20 protein-coding genes are annotated in these 19091 nt (G+C 72.4%); 16 read left to right on the forward strand and 4 right to left on the reverse strand.

Translation table 11 applies throughout. The features are described 5' to 3' along the window. Window positions 1-6: 6 nt before the first annotated feature. The 3 genes from AC07F3_RS25660 to AC07F3_RS25670 all read left to right on the forward strand — a co-directional run bounded on the left by AC07F3_RS25660 (window position 7) and on the right by AC07F3_RS25670 (window position 2719). Window positions 7-666, forward strand: a complete 660-nt coding sequence (locus AC07F3_RS25660; protein ID WP_479116783.1) for a trimeric intracellular cation channel family protein — start codon at window positions 7-9, stop codon at window positions 664-666. A gap of 78 nt (window positions 667-744) precedes the next feature. Further along, a complete protein-coding gene (locus AC07F3_RS25665; protein WP_479116784.1) occupies window positions 745-1614 on the forward strand; it encodes a thioesterase family protein in 870 nt (289 codons plus the stop codon). Between the two features lie 145 nt (window positions 1615-1759). Further along, complete coding sequence (locus AC07F3_RS25670) at window positions 1760-2719, forward strand: helix-turn-helix transcriptional regulator (RefSeq protein ID WP_479116785.1); 960 nt, start codon at window positions 1760-1762, stop codon at window positions 2717-2719. Between the two features lie 66 nt (window positions 2720-2785). On the opposite strand, the gene AC07F3_RS25675 is transcribed toward AC07F3_RS25670, so the two are convergent. Beyond that, window positions 2786-3394, reverse strand: a complete 609-nt coding sequence (locus tag AC07F3_RS25675; RefSeq protein ID WP_479116786.1) for a TetR family transcriptional regulator — start codon at window positions 3392-3394, stop codon at window positions 2786-2788. A 132-nt stretch (window positions 3395-3526) separates the two neighbouring features. On the opposite strand from AC07F3_RS25675, the gene AC07F3_RS25680 reads away from it, so the two are divergent. The 3 genes from AC07F3_RS25680 to AC07F3_RS25690 all read left to right on the forward strand — a co-directional run bounded on the left by AC07F3_RS25680 (window position 3527) and on the right by AC07F3_RS25690 (window position 5194). Next, window positions 3527-3682: a hypothetical protein gene (locus AC07F3_RS25680; protein ID WP_162952519.1), complete on the forward strand. Its 156-nt coding sequence runs from the start codon at window positions 3527-3529 to the stop codon at window positions 3680-3682. Window positions 3683-3684: 2 nt separating this feature from the next. After that, a complete protein-coding gene (locus tag AC07F3_RS25685; RefSeq protein ID WP_479116787.1) occupies window positions 3685-3954 on the forward strand; it encodes a DUF4190 domain-containing protein in 270 nt (89 codons plus the stop codon). 70 nt (window positions 3955-4024) lie between these two features. Further along, complete coding sequence (locus AC07F3_RS25690) at window positions 4025-5194, forward strand: cysteine desulfurase family protein (protein WP_479116788.1); 1170 nt, start codon at window positions 4025-4027, stop codon at window positions 5192-5194. Window positions 5195-5225: 31 nt separating this feature from the next. Here the strand turns inward: AC07F3_RS25690 and AC07F3_RS25695 are convergent, their stop codons facing one another. Beyond that, a complete protein-coding gene (locus AC07F3_RS25695) occupies window positions 5226-5831 on the reverse strand; it encodes an N-acetylmuramoyl-L-alanine amidase (protein ID WP_479116789.1) in 606 nt (201 codons plus the stop codon). Between the two features lie 151 nt (window positions 5832-5982). Here AC07F3_RS25695 and mnmA point away from each other — a divergent pair, with 151 nt between their 5' ends. Beyond that, the gene (mnmA, locus tag AC07F3_RS25700) at window positions 5983-7128 is read left to right on the forward strand and encodes a tRNA 2-thiouridine(34) synthase MnmA (RefSeq protein ID WP_479116790.1); all 1146 of its coding nucleotides are present in this window, start codon (window positions 5983-5985) and stop codon (window positions 7126-7128) included. Window positions 7129-7150: 22 nt separating this feature from the next. Here mnmA and AC07F3_RS25705 read toward each other — a convergent pair whose 3' ends face one another. Next, a complete protein-coding gene (locus AC07F3_RS25705; protein WP_479116791.1) occupies window positions 7151-8098 on the reverse strand; it encodes an NADP-dependent oxidoreductase in 948 nt (315 codons plus the stop codon). A 104-nt stretch (window positions 8099-8202) separates the two neighbouring features. Here AC07F3_RS25705 and AC07F3_RS25710 point away from each other — a divergent pair, with 104 nt between their 5' ends. Further along, complete coding sequence (locus AC07F3_RS25710) at window positions 8203-9189, forward strand: GlxA family transcriptional regulator (RefSeq protein ID WP_479116792.1); 987 nt, start codon at window positions 8203-8205, stop codon at window positions 9187-9189. Between the two features lie 11 nt (window positions 9190-9200). Here AC07F3_RS25710 and AC07F3_RS25715 read toward each other — a convergent pair whose 3' ends face one another. After that, on the reverse strand, window positions 9201-9539 hold the full coding sequence (locus AC07F3_RS25715) for a DUF427 domain-containing protein (RefSeq protein ID WP_479116793.1): 339 nt from the start codon (window positions 9537-9539) through the stop codon (window positions 9201-9203). A 60-nt stretch (window positions 9540-9599) separates the two neighbouring features. On the opposite strand from AC07F3_RS25715, the gene AC07F3_RS25720 reads away from it, so the two are divergent. The 8 genes from AC07F3_RS25720 (at window position 9600) to AC07F3_RS25755 (ending at window position 19087) form a co-directional block, all read left to right on the forward strand. Beyond that, window positions 9600-10139 (forward strand): LOG family protein, encoded by a 540-nt coding sequence (locus tag AC07F3_RS25720; protein WP_479116794.1) that lies wholly within the window; start codon window positions 9600-9602, stop codon window positions 10137-10139. A gap of 16 nt (window positions 10140-10155) precedes the next feature. Beyond that, on the forward strand, window positions 10156-10845 hold the full coding sequence (locus AC07F3_RS25725; protein ID WP_479116795.1) for an SDR family oxidoreductase: 690 nt from the start codon (window positions 10156-10158) through the stop codon (window positions 10843-10845). 41 nt (window positions 10846-10886) lie between these two features. Beyond that, the gene (locus tag AC07F3_RS25730) at window positions 10887-11912 is read left to right on the forward strand and encodes a methionine synthase (protein ID WP_479116796.1); all 1026 of its coding nucleotides are present in this window, start codon (window positions 10887-10889) and stop codon (window positions 11910-11912) included. 31 nt (window positions 11913-11943) lie between these two features. Next, a complete protein-coding gene (gene ligA, locus AC07F3_RS25735; protein ID WP_479116797.1) occupies window positions 11944-14139 on the forward strand; it encodes an NAD-dependent DNA ligase LigA in 2196 nt (731 codons plus the stop codon). 275 nt (window positions 14140-14414) lie between these two features. Further along, window positions 14415-16538, forward strand: coding sequence for a putative bifunctional diguanylate cyclase/phosphodiesterase (locus AC07F3_RS25740; RefSeq protein ID WP_479116798.1), 2124 nt, complete (start codon window positions 14415-14417; stop codon window positions 16536-16538). 518 nt (window positions 16539-17056) lie between these two features. Beyond that, complete coding sequence (gene gatC / locus AC07F3_RS25745) at window positions 17057-17353, forward strand: Asp-tRNA(Asn)/Glu-tRNA(Gln) amidotransferase subunit GatC (protein ID WP_003966094.1); 297 nt, start codon at window positions 17057-17059, stop codon at window positions 17351-17353. 4 nt (window positions 17354-17357) lie between these two features. Next, a complete protein-coding gene (gene gatA / locus AC07F3_RS25750; RefSeq protein ID WP_114038301.1) occupies window positions 17358-18851 on the forward strand; it encodes an Asp-tRNA(Asn)/Glu-tRNA(Gln) amidotransferase subunit GatA in 1494 nt (497 codons plus the stop codon). Next, window positions 18848-19087 carry a hypothetical protein gene (locus AC07F3_RS25755; protein ID WP_479116799.1) on the forward strand — a complete coding sequence of 80 codons (240 nt, stop codon included), beginning with the start codon at window positions 18848-18850 and terminating at the stop codon, window positions 19085-19087. The genes gatA and AC07F3_RS25755 overlap by 4 nt, the downstream gene beginning before the upstream one ends. Window positions 19088-19091 lie beyond the last annotated feature (4 nt).

Consider the following 19091-nt stretch of genomic DNA (forward strand, 5'->3'; position numbering starts at 1 on the left):
TGCGGGGTGCTTCACGAACTGTTCAGCCCCTCCGTCCAGCATGCGCTGGACCTCGTCGGAATCTTCGTCTTCGCGATCTCCGGCGCCCTGCTCGCCGTGCGCAAGAACTTCGACGTGTTCGGCATCGCGGTGCTCGCCGAGGTCACCGCGCTGGGCGGAGGGCTGTTCCGCGACCTCATCATCGGGGCGGTCCCGCCGGCCGCCTTCTCCGACCTCGGGTACTTCGTGACCCCGCTGCTCGCCGCCGTCCTCGTCTTCTTCCTCCACCCCGAGGTCGAGCGCACCCAGACCGCGGTCAACGTCTTCGACGCGGCGGGGCTCGGCCTGTTCTGTGTGACGGGCACGACGAAGGCGTACGACTACGGTCTCGGGCTCACCTCCTCGGCGGCCCTGGGGCTCGCGACGGCGGTGGGCGGCGGCGTGCTGCGCGACGTCCTCGCCAACGAGGTTCCCTCGCTGCTGCGTTGGGACCGCGACCTGTACGCGGTGCCCGCGATCGTCGGGGCCACCATGATCGTGCTGTTCATCCGCTTCGACCTGCTGAACGCGGGGACCAGCGGGCTCGCGGTGATCACCGCGTTCCTGCTGCGCATCGCCGCGCTGAAGTACCACTGGCGGGCACCGCGGGCCTGGAACCGGCGGAGTTCGACGCTGGAGGAGGCGTGAGGGGGTGCCGGGGGCGGGTCCGAGGAGCGCACGCGAAAAAGCTACCGCTCAGTAATTTATCGGTGTACGGTGCTGCGCATGGCACAGGCATCGTCACAGGTACTCCCCGCCGCGATCGGGGACAGCGAGTTCGACCGCGACACCGCGGTCACCCTGCGGGAAGCGGGGGTCTACGACGCGGAGCTCTCGGCGGGCTGGACCATCATCCACGCCGTCAACGGCGGCTATCTGCTCGCGCTGCTCGGGCGGGCGCTCGGCGACGCGCTGCCGCACCCGGACCCGTTCACCGTCTCCGCGCACTACCTCACGCCGTCCGTGCCCGGGCCCGCGGTCATCCGCACCCAGGTCGTGCGCACCGGCCGCACCCTCTCCACCGGGCAGGCCTCGCTCTTCCAGTACGACGAGAACGGCGCGGAGGTCGAACGCATCCGGGTCCTCGCCTCGTACGGGGACCTCGACGCGCTCACCGACGAGGTGCGCACCACCGCCCTGCCCCCCGCGATCCCGCCCCTCTCGCACTGCATCGGCGCGACGGACGCCCCCGACGGCACCCGGCCCCCGATCCCCGGCAGTTCGGCGATCACCGACCGGCTGATGCTGAAGCTCGACCCGACCACGCTCGGCTGGGCGGTGGGCGCGCCCTCCGGGAAGGGCGAGATGCGGGCGTGGTTCGGACTCGCGGACGGGCGCGACGCGGACCCCATCTCGCTGCTGCTCACCGTCGACGCCCTGCCGCCGACCTCCTTCGAGCTGGGCCTGAAGGGCTGGACCCCGACGGTCGAGCTCACCACCCACATCCGCTGCCGCCCGGCACCGGGTCCGCTGCGGGTGTCCATCACCACGCGGAACCTGGCCGGGGGGTTCCTGGAGGAGGACGCGGAGGTCTGGGACTCGGCGGACCGCCTGGTGGCCCAGTCCCGCCAACTGGCCCGCGCCCCCCGAACCTGACCTCGGGTACGCCCCGTCGCGGCACTGCATCCTGCCCAGGGGCGCGGGGAACGGCGCGATCGGTCACGTGTGGCCCGCGGTCAATGGTTCGGTCGGCAGCCCCCGGAAGGTCTCGGGGAGGAGCGGGGTGGGGGATTCTGGGCGGGTGAAATCCGACCGGCTGCTCTCCATCCTCCTCCTGCTCCAGACCCGCGGCCTCGTCCCCGCCACCGACCTCGCCGAACGGCTCGACGTGTCCGTGCGGACCATCTACCGCGACGTCGAGGCGCTCTCGGCATCCGGCGTGCCGGTCTACACCGAGCGCGGGCGGCACGGCGGCATCGCCCTGCTCGCCGGATATCGCACGGACGTCACCGGGCTCACCGCCGACGAGTCCCGCGCCCTGTTCGTGCTCGCGGCCCAGGGCGCGCACACCGCCCTCGGTCTCGACGACGCGCTCGGCTCGGCCCTGCGCAAGGTCATGGCCGCGCTGCCCGAACCGCACCGGCCCGCCGCCGAGTTGACCAGCCGCCGCATCCTGGTCGACCCGGAGCGCTGGATGCGTACGGCCGCCCCCGCCGTCGACCTGGACGTCCTCAACACCGCCGTCTTCGCCGACCGCCGGCTCCGGCTGAGCTACCGGCACAGCGGCGCCGCCCGGCCGAAGACGTACACCGTCGACCCGTACGGGCTCGTCGTGAAGGCCGGGGTCTGGTACCTCGTCGCCGATCACCGGGCCGCGCCCCGGCTGTTCCGCGCCGAGCGGGTCCGCTCCGCCCGGCTCACCGACGAGCCGGTGCGCCGTCGGCCCGGCGTCGAACTCGCCGACGTGTGGGAGCAGTTGCGCCGCGAGGTCCAGCGCCGACCGGCGGAAGTACTGGTCAAGGCCAGGGTGCGCAACGACCGGCTCGACCTCTTCCTCCGCCTGCACGGAGCGCAGCTCACCGCCGCGCCGGAGCCGGAGGCGGCGGGGGAGTGGACCGCGGTGGAACTCGCGGTCAGCGAACTGCGCGCCGTACGCCAGTTCCTGAGCTTCGGTGCCCACGTCGAGATCCTCCAGCCCCGCGCGGCCCGCGACGTCCTCGCCGAAGCCGCGTCGGAGATCAGCCGCCTCTACGCCTCGTAGGCAGCCAGGAGTGGAACCCGCCCGGCGCGCTCCTCGGCCCCGGCCCCGCAGGGCAGCCCGCACCCCCTACTCCAGCCAGTGGCGGCGCCCCAGCGTCACCAGGCGGAGCTGGGCTCGGGCCGTGGTGAGGACCGGGGCCTCGTCGCCCTCCAGCAGGGCGGACGCCGTCATCACCATGTGGTCGACGTACACCCCGGCCAGCATGCGCAGGTCCTGCGGGGTCCAGCCCGCCGACTGCGGGTCGGCGCCCAGCGCCTCGGCCACCTCGTCGGCGAAGCGGCGCAGTTGTACGCCGATCGCCTCGCGGACCGGGGCGACCCCGCCGTGCCGCTCGCGGGCGATGAAGCGGACGTGCGCGGGGTGCGTACGCACGTGGGCGGCGATGAGCGCGACCGCCCGGTCGATGCGTTCGTCGCTCGACCCGGTGGTGACGATCGCCGCGCGGATCGTGTCGTGCAGGCTGCCCAGCGCCTGCTCGACCAGCGCGACGCCGAGGTCGGCGGTGTCCTTGAAGTGCCGGTAGAACGCGGCCGGCGCGACCCCCACGGCCCGGGTGACCTCGCGGAGCCCGAGGCTGCTCAGGCTCTGGTGCTCCAGGAGCTGGAGCGCCGAGTCCATGAGGGCCTGGCGGGTCTTCTGCTTCTGGGCCTGCCGGATTCCGAGAGTGTGGCTCATACCACTCAGTAAACATGTGTTCGCTGAAGTTGGGAAGACTAGACTCATCAGTCAGTGAACAGTCGTACTCCCAAGGCTGGTTGACCCAGGCGGGACGCATCGCCCGTTCCGCCGCACAGAGAAAGGGATCCCATGCTTTTCCTCGTCGCAGCCCTCCTCCTGCTGGGGGTCGTGCTGGGCTCAGCGGCGCACCTCCCGCTCCCGGTCACCCTGGCCGTCGCCGGTGTCATCGGCGTCTGGCTGCTCGTCTTCGCCGCCCGCGAACGCCTCTCGCACCGAAAGGGCTGACCATGGAACTCACCGCGATCCGACGCCGCACCAGGGACCGAGACGCCGACGGGATGGCCATCGCCGCCTTCGTCCTCGGCCTGCTCGGCCTGCTCGTGATGAACGTCGTCCTCGGACCGATCGCCATCGTGCTGTCCTCGCTCTCCCTCCTCTACGGGACCAAGCGCCGCGGCCGTGCCTACCTCGGACTCGCCCTGGGCGTGGCCGACCTCGTGGTCCTGGTCGCCCTCGTCATGGCGGACCACACGGTCTCCTGGGGCCTCGGCGGCTGAAAGCCCGCCCAGCCGCTGGCCGGAACTGCGGCACGGCCCGCCCGGTGCGGCTCGTAGAATCGGGCCCACCATGGCTTACCTCGACCACGCCGCGACCACTCCGATGCTTCCGGAGGCGGTCCAGGCGATGACCGCCCAGCTGACCGCCACCGGCAACGCGTCCTCGCTGCACGCCGCCGGGCGGCGGGCCCGCCGCACCGCGGAGGAGGCCCGCGAGGAACTCGCCGAAGCGCTCGGCGCCCGCCCCAGCGAGGTCGTCTTCACCGCGGGCGGCACCGAGGCCGACAACCTCGCCGTCAAGGGCCTGTACTGGGCCCGCCGGGACGCCGACCCGCGCCGGACCCGCGTCCTGGCCAGCCCCGTCGAGCACCACGCCGTGCTCGACGCGGTCGACTGGCTCGCCGAGCACGAGGGCGCCACCGTCGAGTACCTGCCCGTCGACGCGTACGGCAGGGTGCGCCCCGAGGCCCTGCGCGACGCCATCGGGCGCAACCCCGACGACGTCGCCCTGGCCACCGTCATGTGGGCCAACAACGAGATCGGCACCATCATGCCGGTCACCGAACTGGCCGCGGTGGCCCGGGAGTTCGACGTGCCGCTGCACGCCGACGCCGTCCAGGCCTTCGGCCAGCTCGACGTGGACTTCGCCGCGTCCGGACTCGCCGCCATGACCGTCTCCGGCCACAAGGTCGGCGGCCCGTACGGCATCGGGGCCCTGCTCCTGGGCCGCGAGTACACCCCCGTCCCCGTGCTGCACGGCGGCGGCCAGGAGCGGCACGTGCGCTCCGGCACCCTCGACGTCCCCGCCATCGCCTCCTTCGCGGTCGCCGGACGGCTCGCCGCCGAACGGCGCGGCGCGTTCGTCCAGGACATCGGGGGCCTGCGCGGCCGGCTCGTGGAGGCCGTGCTCAAGGCCGTGCCCGACGCGATCCTCGGCGGCGACCCGGACCCGGCCGGCCGCCTGCCCGCCAACGCCCACTTCACCTTCCCCGGCTGCGAAGGCGACTCCCTGCTTCTGCTGCTCGACGCGCAGGGCATCGAATGCTCCACCGGCTCCGCCTGCACCGCGGGCGTCGCCCAGCCCAGCCACGTCCTGCTCGCCACCGGCACCGACCCCGACCTGGCCCGCGGCACCCTGCGCTTCTCGCTCGGCCACACCTCCACCGAGGCCGACGTCCGTGCGGTCGCCGACGCCATCGGGCCCGCGGTCGAGCGGGCCCGCACCGCAGGGCTCGTCTGACCCCGGCAGCCCCCTGGCCCGCCCCAGCCGCTCAGGCCGGGCGGGCCGCGCCGACCAGCCGGATGTAGCGCGCCCAGTCCCAGTACGGCCCCGGGTCGGTGTGGTCGGTGCCCGGCACCTCGACGTGCCCGATGATGTGCGTACGGTCGACGGGTATGCGATAGCGGGCGCACACCGTGGCCGTCAGCCGCGCGGACGACGCGTACATGGCGTCCGTGAAGGACGACGCCTCCTCGACGTACCCCTCGTGCTCTATGCCGACGCTGCGCTCGTTGTACGTCCGGTTGCCCGCGTGGAAGGCCACGTCCAGCTCCCGCACGGTCTGCGCTATGTGGCCGTCCCTGCGCACCACGTAGTGGGCGGCCGCCTTGTTCTCCGGGTCCTGGAACGTTTTCAGGGCGCTGTCGAAGCTGCCCTGCACGACATGGATCACCACCCGGTCCACCGGGTAGTCGTCCGGCCGGTCCGCCATCCGCCAGTTCGCCGGGTCCGCCGCCACCCACTGGGCGCCCGCGTAGTCCAGCGCCCCGGCCTTGCGCGGCTTGTGCGGCCGCGCCTGCGGGGCCTTCAGATATCCGATGGTGCCGACCACCACCACCGCGCCCCCGATCAGCAGCCCCCTGCGGCTGGTCGCCATACGCCCCGCCCCCGTCGCTCCCCGTACCGCTCCCCGGTGGGCCCCGCCGCACCCCGCGGGCCCGTGGAATCCCGGATCGGACCCCCTTCGACAGGCACAACGGATACTCCCGCGCCCCGGGTTCCCGATCCCACGTACCCTTACGAGTGCTATGACTCAGACTCCGCCGCAGCCCTCGCCGATGACCTCCCCGCGTCCCCTGCGCGTCCTCGCCGCCATGTCCGGCGGTGTGGACTCCGCCGTCGCCGCCGCCCGGGCCGCCGAGGCGGGGCACGACGTCACGGGCGTGCACCTGGCGCTCTCCGCGAACCCGCAGTCCTTCCGCACCGGGGCCCGCGGCTGCTGCACCATCGAGGACTCCCGGGACGCGCGCCGCGCCGCGGACGTCATCGGCATCCCCTTCTACGTCTGGGACCTGGCGGAACGCTTCCGCGAGGACGTCGTCGAGGACTTCGTCGCCGAGTACGAGGCGGGCCGCACGCCCAACCCGTGCCTGCGCTGCAACGAGAAGATCAAGTTCGCGGCGCTGCTCGACAAGGCCCTCGCGCTCGGCTTCGACGCCGTGTGCACCGGCCACTACGCCACCGTCGTCCTCAACGAGGACGGCACCCGCGAGCTGCACCGCGCCTCCGACATGGCCAAGGACCAGTCGTACGTCCTCGGCGTGCTCGACGAGCGCCAGCTCGCCCACGCGATGTTCCCGCTCGGCGACACCCTCACCACCAAGGACGAGATCCGCGCCGAGGCCGAGCGCCGGGGCCTCGCGGTCGCCAAGAAGCCCGACAGCCACGACATCTGCTTCATCGCCGACGGCGACACCCAGGGCTTCCTCGCCAAGCGCCTCGGCAAGGCGGAGGGCGACATCGTCGACGAGTCCGGTACCAAGATCGGCAGCCACGAGGGTGCCTTCGGCTTCACCATCGGCCAGCGCAAGGGCCTGCGCATCGGCCACCCGGCCGCCGACGGTAAGCCCCGCTACGTCCTCGACATCTCCCCGGTGAACAACACGGTCACCGTCGGCCCCGTCGAGGCCCTCGACGTCACCGCCCTCGGCGCGATCAAGCCCCGCTGGTGCGGCACCGCCCCCGAGGGGCCCGGCACGTACACCGCGCAGCTGCGCGCCCACGGCGGCGAGACCGAGGTGACGGCCGAGCTGGTCGACGGCGAGCTGCGGGTGCGCTTCGCCGAGCCCGTCCGCGGTGTCGCCCCCGGCCAGGCGATCGTCCTGTACGACGGCACCCGCGTGGTGGGCTCGGCGACGATCGCGACGACCGAGCGGGCGACCGCGGCGGTCTGACCCGCGCGGCCGGACGGCCCGGTCAGACGACCCGCAGGACGATCTTGCCGCGGGTGCGGCCGCGCTCGCTGTGCACGTGTGCCTCGGCCGCGTCCGCGAGGTCGAAGACCGAGTCGACCTCCGCGCGCAGCAGGCCCCGCTCGACCAGGTCGGTGACCGCGCGCATGCCCACCTGGTCCGGCTCGACCAGGGTGAAGCCCGCCGTCACGCCGCGGGCCGCCGCCTCGGCGAGCACCTCCGGCTCGTCCGGCTCGGCGATCGAGACCATCCGGCCGCCGGGGCGCAGCACCTTCAGGGAGCGGGTGGCGTAGTCGCCGCCGATGGAGTCGAGGACCACGTCCACGTCCTTGACCGCCTCGGTGAAGTCGGCCTCGGTGTAGTCGACGACCTCGTCCGCGCCCAGGCCGCGCACGAAGTCGTGCTTGGCGGCGCTCGCCGTGCCGATGACGTACGCCCCCCGCGCCTTGGCGATCTGCACGGCCAGGTGACCCACGCCGCCCGCAGCGGCATGGATCAACACCCGCTCCCCGGCGGCCAGTCGGGCCGTGTCGACGAGCGCCTGCCAGGCGGTCAGCGCCGCCAGCGGCAGCGCCGCCGCCTGGATGTGGTCGATCCCGGCGGGCTTGGGCGCGAAGTGCCGGGCGGGGGCGGTGACGTACTCCGCGTACGCGCCCGCCTGGCGCGGGAAGAGCGGCATGCCGAAGACCTCGTCGCCGGGCCGGTACAGCGTCACGCCCAGGCCCACCGCCTCGACCGTGCCGGACACGTCGAAGCCGAGGATGGTCGGGGTGCCCATGGGGCCGAAGCCGCCGTGCGTCCGGATCTTCCAGTCGGCCGGGTTGACGCCGGCCGCGTGCACCCGGACCAGGATCTCGGTGGGGCCGGGCTCGGGGCGCTCGGTCTCGATCTCGGCGAGCACCTCGGGGCCGCCCAGCCGGGTGAGGCTGATGGCACGCATGGTCTGGGACATGTCTGATCCTTTTCGGGGTGTTTCCGCTGGTGGGAGCACCAGCCTGCCCTCTGGGGCCCTTCCGTGGTGCTGGCCGTTTGGCCAGGATGTGACAGGATCTGGCCATGGCTGTACGGCAGAGAACGCATCAGGTGGCGGTGCTCGCCCTGGACGGGGTGGTCTCCTTCGAGCTGGGCATCCCGTCCCGGATCTTCGACAGCGCCCGGGGTCCGGGCGGTGAGCGGCTCTACGAGGTGACCGTCTGCACCGTGGACGGGCGGCCGGTGCGCACCGAGGCCGGATTCTCGGTCGCCGTCGAGCACGGCCCCGAGGCGCTCGCCGCGGCCGACACCGTGGTGATCCCGCCGACCCACACCCTCGGTGCGATGGCCGAGGGCGGCCCGCTGCCCGAGCCCGTGGCCCGCGCCTTCGAACGGATCCGGCCCGGCACCCGCATGGTGTCCATCTGCACGGCGTCCTACGTCCTGGCCGCCGCCGGGCTGCTGGACGGGCGGCCCGCCACCACGCACTGGTGCGACGCGGCCGCCTTCGCCCGCACCTTCCCGGGCGTGGAGGTGGATCCGGGCGTCCTGTTCGTCGACGACGGAGACGTGCTGACCTCGGCGGGCGCCGCCGCCGGCATCGACCTGTGTCTGCACCTCGTACGCCGCGACCACGGCAGCGCGGTCGCCAACCGGGCCGCCCGGCACTGCGTCGTCCCCCCGTGGCGCGACGGAGGCCAGGCCCAGTACATCGAACGCCCGGTCCCGGAGCCGACCGTGGCCAGCACGGCGGCCACCCGCGCCTGGGCCCTGGAGCGCCTCCAGGAGCCGCTCTCGCTGGGCGAGATGGCCGCCCACGCGCGGATGAGCCTGCGCACCTTCACCCGCCGCTTCCGCGAGGAGGCGGGCATGACGCCGGGCAACTGGCTCACCGCCCAGCGCCTGGAACTGGCCCGCCAGCTCCTGGAGTCCAGCGACCTGCCGGTGGACCTGGTCGCCCACCGGGCCGGCTTCGGCACCGCCAACTCGCTGCGCCAGCACATGCGTTCCGTGCTCGGCGTCTCTCCGGTCGCCTACCGGCGCACCTTCCAGGTCACCGCGCGGGCCTGAGCCCGGCCGCGCTACTCGGTGACGGTCTCCACCTCGTAGAAGCAGAGGTGGTCCTTGATCTCGGCCACGTCCGGCTTCGGGTCCGGGTAGTACCAGACGAGGTCGGGCGCGTCCGGCAGCGACCAGTAGGAGGCCGTGCCCTTGAACGGGCAGTACGTCTGGGTCGGGGACGGGGTCAGCAGGTCCGTGCGGACGTCCTCGGGCGGAAGGTAGTAGCGGACGGGGAGGCCGGTCTCGCGCAGCAGCAGCGGACGGCGGCTCTCGGCGAGCACCTGCCCGCCGTGCACGACCCGCACGTGCTCGCTGCCCCGCTCGACGGTGATGCTGTGTCCTGTCGGCTGTGTCGTCATAAGAGGTGCAGCGCTTCCCGGGCCGCGCTTCTTCCCCGGCGCCCCTCGTATCGTGGCCGCATGAACATCTGCGTCTTCCTCTCCGCCGCCGACCTCGACGAGCGCTACACGCGCCCCGCCCGCGAGTTCGCCGAACTCCTCGGCAAGGGTGGGCACACCCTGGTGTGGGGCGGCTCCGAGAGCGGCCTCATGAAGGTCGTCGCCGACGGCGTGCAGCAGGCGGGCGGCAGGCTCGTGGGCGTCTCGGTCGACTTCTTGGCGGCCAAGGCCCGGCAGAACGCCGACGAGATGGTCATCGCCAAGGACCTCGCCGAGCGCAAGGCGCTGCTGCTCGCCAAGTCGGACGCCGTCGTGATCATGGTGGGCGGGACCGGCACCCTGGACGAGGCCACCGAGATCCTGGAGCTGAAGAAGCACGGGAAGACCACCAAGCCGGTCGTCCTGCTGAACACCGAGGGCTTCTACGACGGCCTCAAGGAGCAGTTCCGCCGCATGGAGGACGAGGGCTTCCTGCCCGTCCCCCTCACCGAGCTGGTCTTCTTCGCCGAGGACGGCGTCGCGGCCCTCGCCTACCTGGAGGAGTCCCTCGGCATCCAGTAGTGCGAGCATGTCCCGTATGGCTACTCACCTGATCACCGGCGCCGGATCCGGCATCGGCGCGGCCGTCGCGCGCCGCCTGCACGAGCGCGGCGACGAGCTCATCCTGCTCGCGCGCGACGCCGGGCGCGCCAAGGAACTCGCCGGGCGGTACCCGGGCGCCCGCACCCTCGTCGGCGACCTCGCCGACCCCGACCGCCTGTCCTGGGCCTTCGACAAGCAGCCCATGCCGGAGCAGCTCGACTCGCTGCTGCACATCGCGGGCATCGTCGACCTCGGCCCGGTCGGCGAGCTGCGCCCCAAGACCTGGCACCAGCAGCTCAACGTCAACCTGATCGCGCCCGCCGAGATCACCCGCCACCTGCTGCCCCAACTCCGCGCCTCGCGCGGCCACGTGGTCTTCGTGAACTCCGGCGCCGGTCTGGCCGCCCACGCCGAATGGGGCGCGTACGCCGCCTCCAAGCACGGCCTCAAGGCGCTCGCCGACTCGCTGCGCCACGAGGAGCACGCCAACGGCGTGCGCGTGACCTCGGTCTACCCGGGCCGCACCGCCAGCCCCATGCAGGCCAAGGTGCACTCGCAGGAGGGCAAGGAGTACGACCCGGCGAGGTTCATCGACCCCGAGTCGGTGGCCACCACCATCGTCATGGCCATCGACCTGCCGGCCGACGCCGAGGTCAACGACCTCACCGTGCGCCCCGGCCAGTAGCCCCGAACGGGCTCCCGCGCCCGGTTGCGTACGCTTCCGGGGTGAGCGAACAGAGCAATTTCCCCTGGGGGCCCGCCACCGGGGTCGGTTCGATGCCGGGCGGCGACGCGCGGGAGACCGCCAAGACCGTCACCGGATCGCTGATCGGCGCCGAGGGGGCGAGCGGCGACTTCCCGCACCTCGCGGAGCTGCCCGCGCGCGGCCCCGGCGCCGACATGATCGGGCGGACCATCGGGCTCCTCGTCGAGATGTACGGACATGTGGAGCCCAGCGGCTGGCGCGTCAGCGACCGGCCCGGCCGGGACACCCGCCGGGCCCGGTCCTGGCTCGGCGAGGACCTCGACGCCCTGGAGGAGTTCACCCAGGGCTACACCGGCCCGCTGAAGGTGCAGGCCGTCGGGCCGTGGACGCTGGCCGCCGCCCTGGAGCTCCGGGGCGGCGAGCTCTCGCTCGGCGACCCCGGCGCCTGCCGCGACCTGGCCGGATCGCTCGCCGAGGGCCTGCGCGACCACCTCGCCGAGGTACGCCGCCGGGTGCCCGGCGCCCGGCTCGTGCTCCAGCTCGACGAGCCCTCCCTCACCTCCGTGCTGCGCGGACGCATCCGGACCGCCAGCGGATACCGCACCCACCGGGCCGTCGACCGGCAGGTCGTGGAGGGCGCCCTGCGCGACGTCGTCGCCGTGCACGACGGCCCCGTCGTCGTCCACTCCTGCGCCCCCGACGTCCCGTTCGCCCTGCTGCGGCGGGCCGGAGCCGCCGCGGTGTCGTTCGATTTCTCCCTGCTCACCGAGCGTGATGACGAGCAGATCGGCGAAGCCGCCGAGAGCGGCGTCAAGCTGTTCGCCGGAGTGGTGCCCGCCACCGACGGCCCATTGTCAGACCCTGCCGGTAGCGTCATGGGTGTCAGGACGCTGTGGCGCAGGCTGGGGCTGAATCCGGGGACTCTGGGCGAGTCCGTGGTGATCACTCCGGCATGCGGCATGGCGGGCGCGTCCCCGGCCTACGCGCGGGCCGCGCTCGCCCACTGCGTCCGGGCGGCGAGATCGCTCGCGGACAACCCTGAGTGACGGGGAAGACGGGAAACGGGAGGACATGACGGTGGCTGGCGAACAGAACGCAGCGGTGCCCGCCGAGGCACGGGAGAAGCACGCGCTCCTCGCCGAGCAGATCGAGGAGCACCGCTTCCGGTACTACGTGAGGGACCAACCGGTCATCAGCGACGGCGACTTCGACAAGCTGCTCCGCTCGCTGGAGGCCCTGGAGGACGAGTACCCCGAGCTGCGCACGCCCGACTCGCCGACGCAGAAGGTCGCGGGCGCCTACGAGACGGACTTCGCCTCGGTCCAGCACCGCGAGCGGATGCTGTCCCTGGACAACGCCTTCGACGACGAGGAACTGGCGGCCTGGGCCGAGCGCGTCGCCAAGGACGTGGGCACCGCCGAGTACCACTTCCTGTGCGAGCTGAAGGTCGACGGCCTGGCCGTGAACCTGACGTACGAGCACGGCAGGCTGACCCGCGCCGCCACCCGCGGCGACGGCCGCACCGGCGAGGACATCACGCCCAACGTCCGCACCATCGCCGACATCCCGGACCGCCTCAAGGGCGACCGCATCCCCGCGCTCGTCGAGATCCGGGGCGAGGTCTACTTCCCGATGGAGGCCTTCGAGGGCCTCAACGCGCGCCTGGTCGAAGCGGGCGACAAGCCGTTCGCCAACCCGCGCAACGCGGCGGCGGGTTCGCTGCGCCAGAAGGACCCGAAGGTCACCGCGACCAGGCCGCTGCACATGGTGGTGCACGGCATCGGCGCCCGCGAGGGCTTCGACATCGACCGGCTCTCGCAGGCGTACGGCCTGCTGCGCGAATGGGGCCTGCCGACCGCCGAGCACAACGAGGTGGTCGACTCCCTCGAAGACGTGCGGCGGTTCATCACGTACATGGGCGAGAACCGGCACTCGGTGGTGGAGCACGAGATCGACGGCGTGGTCGTCAAGCTCGACGAGATCCCGCTCCAGGGCAGGCTCGGCTCCACCGCGCGCGCCCCGCGCTGGGCCATCGCCTGGAAGTACGCGCCCGAAGAGGTCAACACCAAACTCGTCAACATCCGCGTCGGCGTGGGCCGCACCGGCCGCGTCACCCCCTACGCGCAGGTCGAGCCGGTCACCGTGGCCGGGTCCGAGGTCGAGTTCGCCACCCTCCACAACCAGGAGGTGGTGAAGGCCAAGGGCGTCCTCATCGGCGACACGGTGGTGCTGCGCAAGGCGGGCGACGTCATCCCGGAGATCCTCGGCCCCGTCGCCGACCTGCGGGACGGCAGCGAATACCCCTTCGAGATGCCCGCGGAGTGCCCCGAGTGCGGGACCGCGCTGCGTCCGATGAAGGAGGGCGACATCGACCTGCGCTGCCCCAACGCCCGGTCCTGCCCGGCCCAGTTGAGGGAGCGGCTGTTCTACCTGGCGGGACGCAAGAGCCTCGACATCGAGAACTTCGGATACGTGGCGGCGGCCGCGCTCACCAAACCCCTCGAACCGGCCACCCCGCCGCTGCTCGACGAGGGCGGCCTCTTCGACCTGACGATGGATCAGCTCCTGCCCATCAAGGCGTACGTCCTCGATCAGGACAGCGGGCTGCCCAAGCGCGACCCCAAGACCGGCGAGGAGAAGACCGCTCTGGTCTTCGCCAACATGAACGGGGAGCCGCGCAAGAACGCCGTGTCGATGCTGGAGAACATCGCCGCGGCCAAGGAGCGCCCGCTCGCCCGCATCCTCACCGGGCTCTCCATCCGGCACGTCGGGCCGGTCGCCGCCGAGGCGCTGGCCCGCGCATTCCGCTCCATCGACCGCATCCAGCAGGCCACCGAGGAGGAACTCGCCGCGGTGGAGGGCGTGGGCGGGATCATCGCCGCCTCCCTCAAGCAGTGGTTCGCCGAGGAGTGGCACCAGGAGATCCTGCGCAAGTGGAAGGCCGCCGGCGTCCGCATGGAGGACGAGAGCACCGGCGAGGACGAGGGGCCGCGCCCGCTGGAAGGCCTCACCGTCGTCGTGACCGGAACTCTTGAGCGGCACACCAGAGATGGCGCGAAAGAGGCCCTGCAGAGCCGCGGCGCCAAGGTCACCGGTTCCGTTTCCAAGAAGACATCCTTCGTTGTCGTCGGCGACAGCCCCGGTTCCAAATACGACAAGGCGATGCAGCTGAAGGTTCCGGTTCTCGACGAGGACGGGTTCGCCGTCCTGCTGGAACAAGGGCCCGACGCCGCGAGAGAAGCCGCGATGCCGACCGCCCCGGAGGGGGAATGAGACACAAACAAGGGTAGTAACAGGGGGCCTGGAGGCTGCGCGGAGTCACCCGTTCGGCGCATAGCAGACCGATGTGGGTGGCTGGGTCGCATTCGGGCAAGAGCTGTAGACCGCTGCCCGACAGAGCCTTCTGCGGCCTACTGTTGAGATGTGCGCCTGTCGTGCACGGCTGATGGCCCCTGCTCGTGGAGCGCTTGGGGTGGAACACCAGTCGTGGTGGCATGACATCGGGGCCATCGCGTGCACGTGCACCGCCGGCTGTGAGAGGGACGGGAATGAAACCGACCGAGAGCACCGCCCCGGCCGTGAGGCTGCGCGGGTTCACGGGCTTTTCGTCCAGGCTGACGGCCGTCGTCACCGGCCTCGCGGGCGTGGTCCTCGCCACCGGCTTCTACCGGGCCGTCCAGGAGGGCGACGCGCTGTTCCCCGGCGGGACCACGGGCTGGTCCGTCGCGGTCCTCACCGGCATCATCGTCGGCCACCTCGTCGCGCTCGGCCGCGAGCGCTGGTGGGGCGGCACCGGCTCCGGCGCCGCGCTCACCATCGCCGTGCTGCTCCTCTACGGCTGGCTGCCGGCCGCGCTGGTCAGCCTGGCCGTGGTCGTCCTGGTCGGCGCGGCGCGACGCAACCGCTGGCGCCAAGGAGTGCTGCACGGCGCGGTGGACGTCCTGGGGATAGGCGCCGCGGGCCTGGTCATGGCCGCGTTCGACGTCGTGCCGGGCGTGGCCCACCCGTGGTGGCCCAGCCAGTGGGGCATCACCACCGTCCCCGAGATCGTCCTGGCCGCCGGCACCTATCTGCTGCTCACCAGGATGCTGCTCTGGTACGCGCTCGCGCCCCGCGGCGGCGGGCTGCCCACGGTCGCCCGGACGGCCCTGGTCAGACAGGGTCTCGTGGCGGTCGCGCTGCTCGGCATCGCGCCGCTGATCTGTGTGGTGGCCATGTCGGTGCCCGTGCTGCTCCCGCTGTTCGCGGTGCCGCTCGTCGCCCTCGACTCGACCCTGTGGATCGCCCGGGCCCGCGCCGAGGAGCAGCTGCGCGACCCGCTCACCGGCCTCCCCAACCGCCAGTGGCTCCTGGAGCGCACCTGGTCGGCCCTGGAGGAGGCGGAGGACAGCGGCAACCGCGCCGCGCTCGTCCTGATCGACCTCGACCGCTTCCGTTCGGTCAACGACACCCTCGGCCACCTCGCCGGAGACCGCCTCCTCCTCCAGATAGCCGAACGCCTCAAGACCGCTCTGCCGCGCGGCGCGGAGGCGGCCCGGCTCGGCGGCGACGAGTTCGCCGTGCTGCTGCCGGTCTGCGACTCCGCGACGAGCGCCATGCGGATAGCCCGGGGCCTGGTCGCCGAGCTGTCCTCGCCGCTCGACCTGGACGGGCTGACGCTGGTCCTGGAGGCGAGCGCGGGCGTCGCCCTCTTCCCCGACCACGCGCTGGACGCCGAAGGCCTGCTGCGCCGGGCCGACGTCGCGATGTACCAGGCCAAGCGGGACCGTACGGGCGTGGAGGTCTACGAGTCCAAGCGGGACTCCAACACCCCCGACCGGCTGGGCCTGTTGGGTGATCTGCGGCGCGCGCTCGACGCGGGCGACGTGGAGCTGCACTACCAGCCGAAGGTCCAGTTCGACGGCCAGGTGGCGGGACTTGAGGCGCTGGTGCGCTGGGTGCATCCGGAGCGCGGGCGGGTCTCGCCCGACGAGTTCATCGCCATCGCCGAGTCCAGCGGGCTGATGCCGCACCTCACCGAATACGTCCTGGAGACCGCGCTCGCCCAGGTGGCGCGGTGGCGGGCCCAGGGCCTCAAGGTCCCGGTCGCCGTCAACGTGTCCCCGCGCGACGTGCACACCCCGGGCTTCGCCGGGGCCGTCGCCGCCCGGCTCGCCCGGCACGGGGTGCCGGCCGGTGCGCTCCAGCTGGAGATAACGGAACACGTCCTGCTGGAGGACCCGCAGCGCGCCGCCGACACCCTGGCCGGGCTGACCGGCCACGGCGTGAAGATGTCCCTCGACGACTTCGGTACGGGGTACTCGTCGCTGGTGCACCTGCGGCGGCTGCCGGTCAGCGAGTTGAAGATCGACCGGTCGTTCGTGGCGCGGCTGGCCATCGACAACGAGGACGCCGAGATCGTCCGCTGCACCGTCGATCTCGCCCACTCGCTGGGCCTGCTGGTGGTCGCGGAGGGCGTCGAGGACGACGAGACGTGGGAGCGGCTGCGGGACCTGGGGTGCGACGCCGTGCAGGGATGGCTGGTGGCCGCGGCGATGCCGCCCGCCGAGGCGACGGCGTGGCTGCTCGCGCGGGGGGATTCCGGGTGGCACCGGCCCGCGGAGATAGCCGCGGCCGCGGCCGCGCGGGCGGAGGCGGAGGCGGCCCGCGCCTCGGGCCAGCCCGTCCAGTAACCGCCCCGAGCACACCCCCCTGTCGCCACGGGGCCGTTCCCCACACGCGGCTCCGCCGCGGGCGGCCTGGCGTGCCGGGTGCCCTACCAGGGGCGCGAGGAACTGCGCGATCAGCCACGCATGGTCCGCACCCGACGGCCTCCCGGGGCCGCCGGGGCTCCGCCCCAGACCCCGAGAGCCCCCACCCCACCCCTTCCCGAAACCCGCCGGGGGCAGGAAAGAGGCCAAGGTCCAAGACGCTGGGGCCCGGCGCCGAGTCGTCAGGGGCGCGGGGAACTGCGAGATCAGCCATGCGTGGTCCGCACCCGAAAGCGGCGGGGCTGCTGAGGCCGCCGTCCCAGGCCCCGTCCGGGCCTGAACGGCCTTCGGCCTCGGGCTTCCCCAAGGCCTTGGGGGCCAGGGGGACCCCATGACGGGCTGGTGACCGAGGGTGAGGGAGATATCCGTTTCGTGGTGAGGGCGGTGCGCCCCATAGGATTGGGCCCACACCACACACACTCACCCCTGAGGATCGCTGCATGCCTGGCATTACGCGCGAGGAGGTCGCCCACCTCGCCCGGCTGGCGCGTCTGGAGCTGAAGGGCGAAGAGCTCGATCACTTCGCCGGTCAGCTCGACGACATCATCGGCGCGGTCGCCCGCGTCTCCGAGGTCGCCGACCAAGACGTACCCCCGACCTCCCACCCGCTGCCGCTGACCAACGTCATGCGCGCGGACGAGGTCCGTCCGTCGCTCACCCCCGCGCAGGCGCTCTCCGGCGCCCCGGCCCAGGAGCAGCAGCGTTTCAAGGTGCCGCAGATCCTGGGGGAGGACTAATCACATGACGGACATCATCAAGCTCACCGCCGCCGAGATCGCCTCGAAGATCGCGTCCGGCGAGCTCACGGCCGTCGAGGTCACCGAGGCCCACCTGGCCCGCATCGAGGCCGTGGACGAGAAGGTCCACGCCTTCCTGCACGTCGACCGCGAGGGCGCGCTCGCGCAGGCCCGCGCCGTCGACGCCAAGCGCGCGGCGGGCGAGAAGCTCGGCCCGCTGGCCGGTGTGCCCCTGGCGCTGAAGGACATCTTCACCACCGAGGGCATCCCGACCACCGTCGGTTCGAAGATCCTCGAAGGCTGGATCCCGCCCTACGACGCGACGCTCACCAAGCGCCTCAAGGACGCCGACGTCGTCATCCTCGGCAAGACCAACATGGACGAGTTCGCCATGGGGTCCTCCACCGAGAACAGCGCGTACGGGCCGACGGGCAACCCGTGGGACCTGACCCGCATCCCGGGCGGCTCCGGCGGCGGTTCGAGCGCGGCCCTCGCCTCCTACGAGGCCCCGCTCGCCATCGGCACGGACACCGGCGGCTCCATCCGCCAGCCCGCCGCCGTCACCGGCACCGTCGGCGTCAAGCCGACCTACGGCGCGGTCTCGCGCTACGGCATGGTCGCCTTCTCGTCCTCCCTCGACCAGGGCGGGCCCTGCGCCCGTACGGTCCTGGACGCGGCACTCCTGCACGAGGTCATCGCCGGGCACGACCCGCTCGACTCGACGTCCATCGACGCGCCGGTCCCGCCGGTCGTCGAGGCCGCCCGCAACGGCAGCGTCTCGGGCATGCGCGTCGGCGTCGTCAAGCAGTTCGCGGGCGAGGGCTACCAGGCCGGTGTCGTCCAGCGCTTCAACGAGTCGGTCGAACTGCTCAAGTCGCTCGGCGCCGAGATCGTCGAGCTGGACTGCCCGTCCTTCGACCTGGCGCTCTCCGCGTACTACCTGATCGCCCCGTCGGAGTGCTCCTCCAACCTGGCCCGCTTCGACGCCATGCGCTACGGCCTGCGGGTCGGCGACGACGGCACGAAGTCCGCCGAGGACGTCACCGCGCTGACCCGCGAGGCCGGCTTCGGCGACGAGGTCAAGCGCCGCATCATCCTCGGTACGTACGCGCTGAGCTCCGGCTACTACGACGCGTACTACGGCTCGGCCCAGAAGGTCCGCACCCTCATCACGCGCGACTTCGAGAAGGCCTTCGAGCAGGTCGACGTGATCGTCTCGCCGACGACGCCCACCACCGCCTTCCCGATCGGCGAGCGCGCCGACGACCCGATGGCGATGTACCTCGCGGACCTGTGCACCATCCCGACCAACATGGCGGGCAACGCCGCCATGTCGCTGCCCTGCGGCCTCGCGCCGGAGGACGGCCTGCCGGTCGGGCTGCAGATCATCGCCCCCGCCATGAAGGACGACCGCCTGTACAAGGTGGGAGCCGCTGTCGAGGCCGCCTTCGTGGAAAAGTGGGGTCACCCGCTGCTTGAGGAGGCTCCGTCGCTGTGAGTGCACTGACCAAGGCCAAGGGATTCAAGAAGTCCAAGGCCGGTACGTACCTGTCCATCGGCACCACCGCGTTCGGCGCGATCAGCGTGGTCAAGCAGGCCAAGAAGGCCCGCACCGACCACGACACGCTGAAGCTGCTCGACGCCGTCGTCTCCGCCGCCGCCATCGCCACCGGTGTCGCCATCCTGCTGCGCGAGCTCAAGCGCATCGGGGACGACGACGTCCTGCTGGGCTGAGAGG

This window comes from Streptomyces sp. NPDC045846 (genome assembly GCF_056431605.1).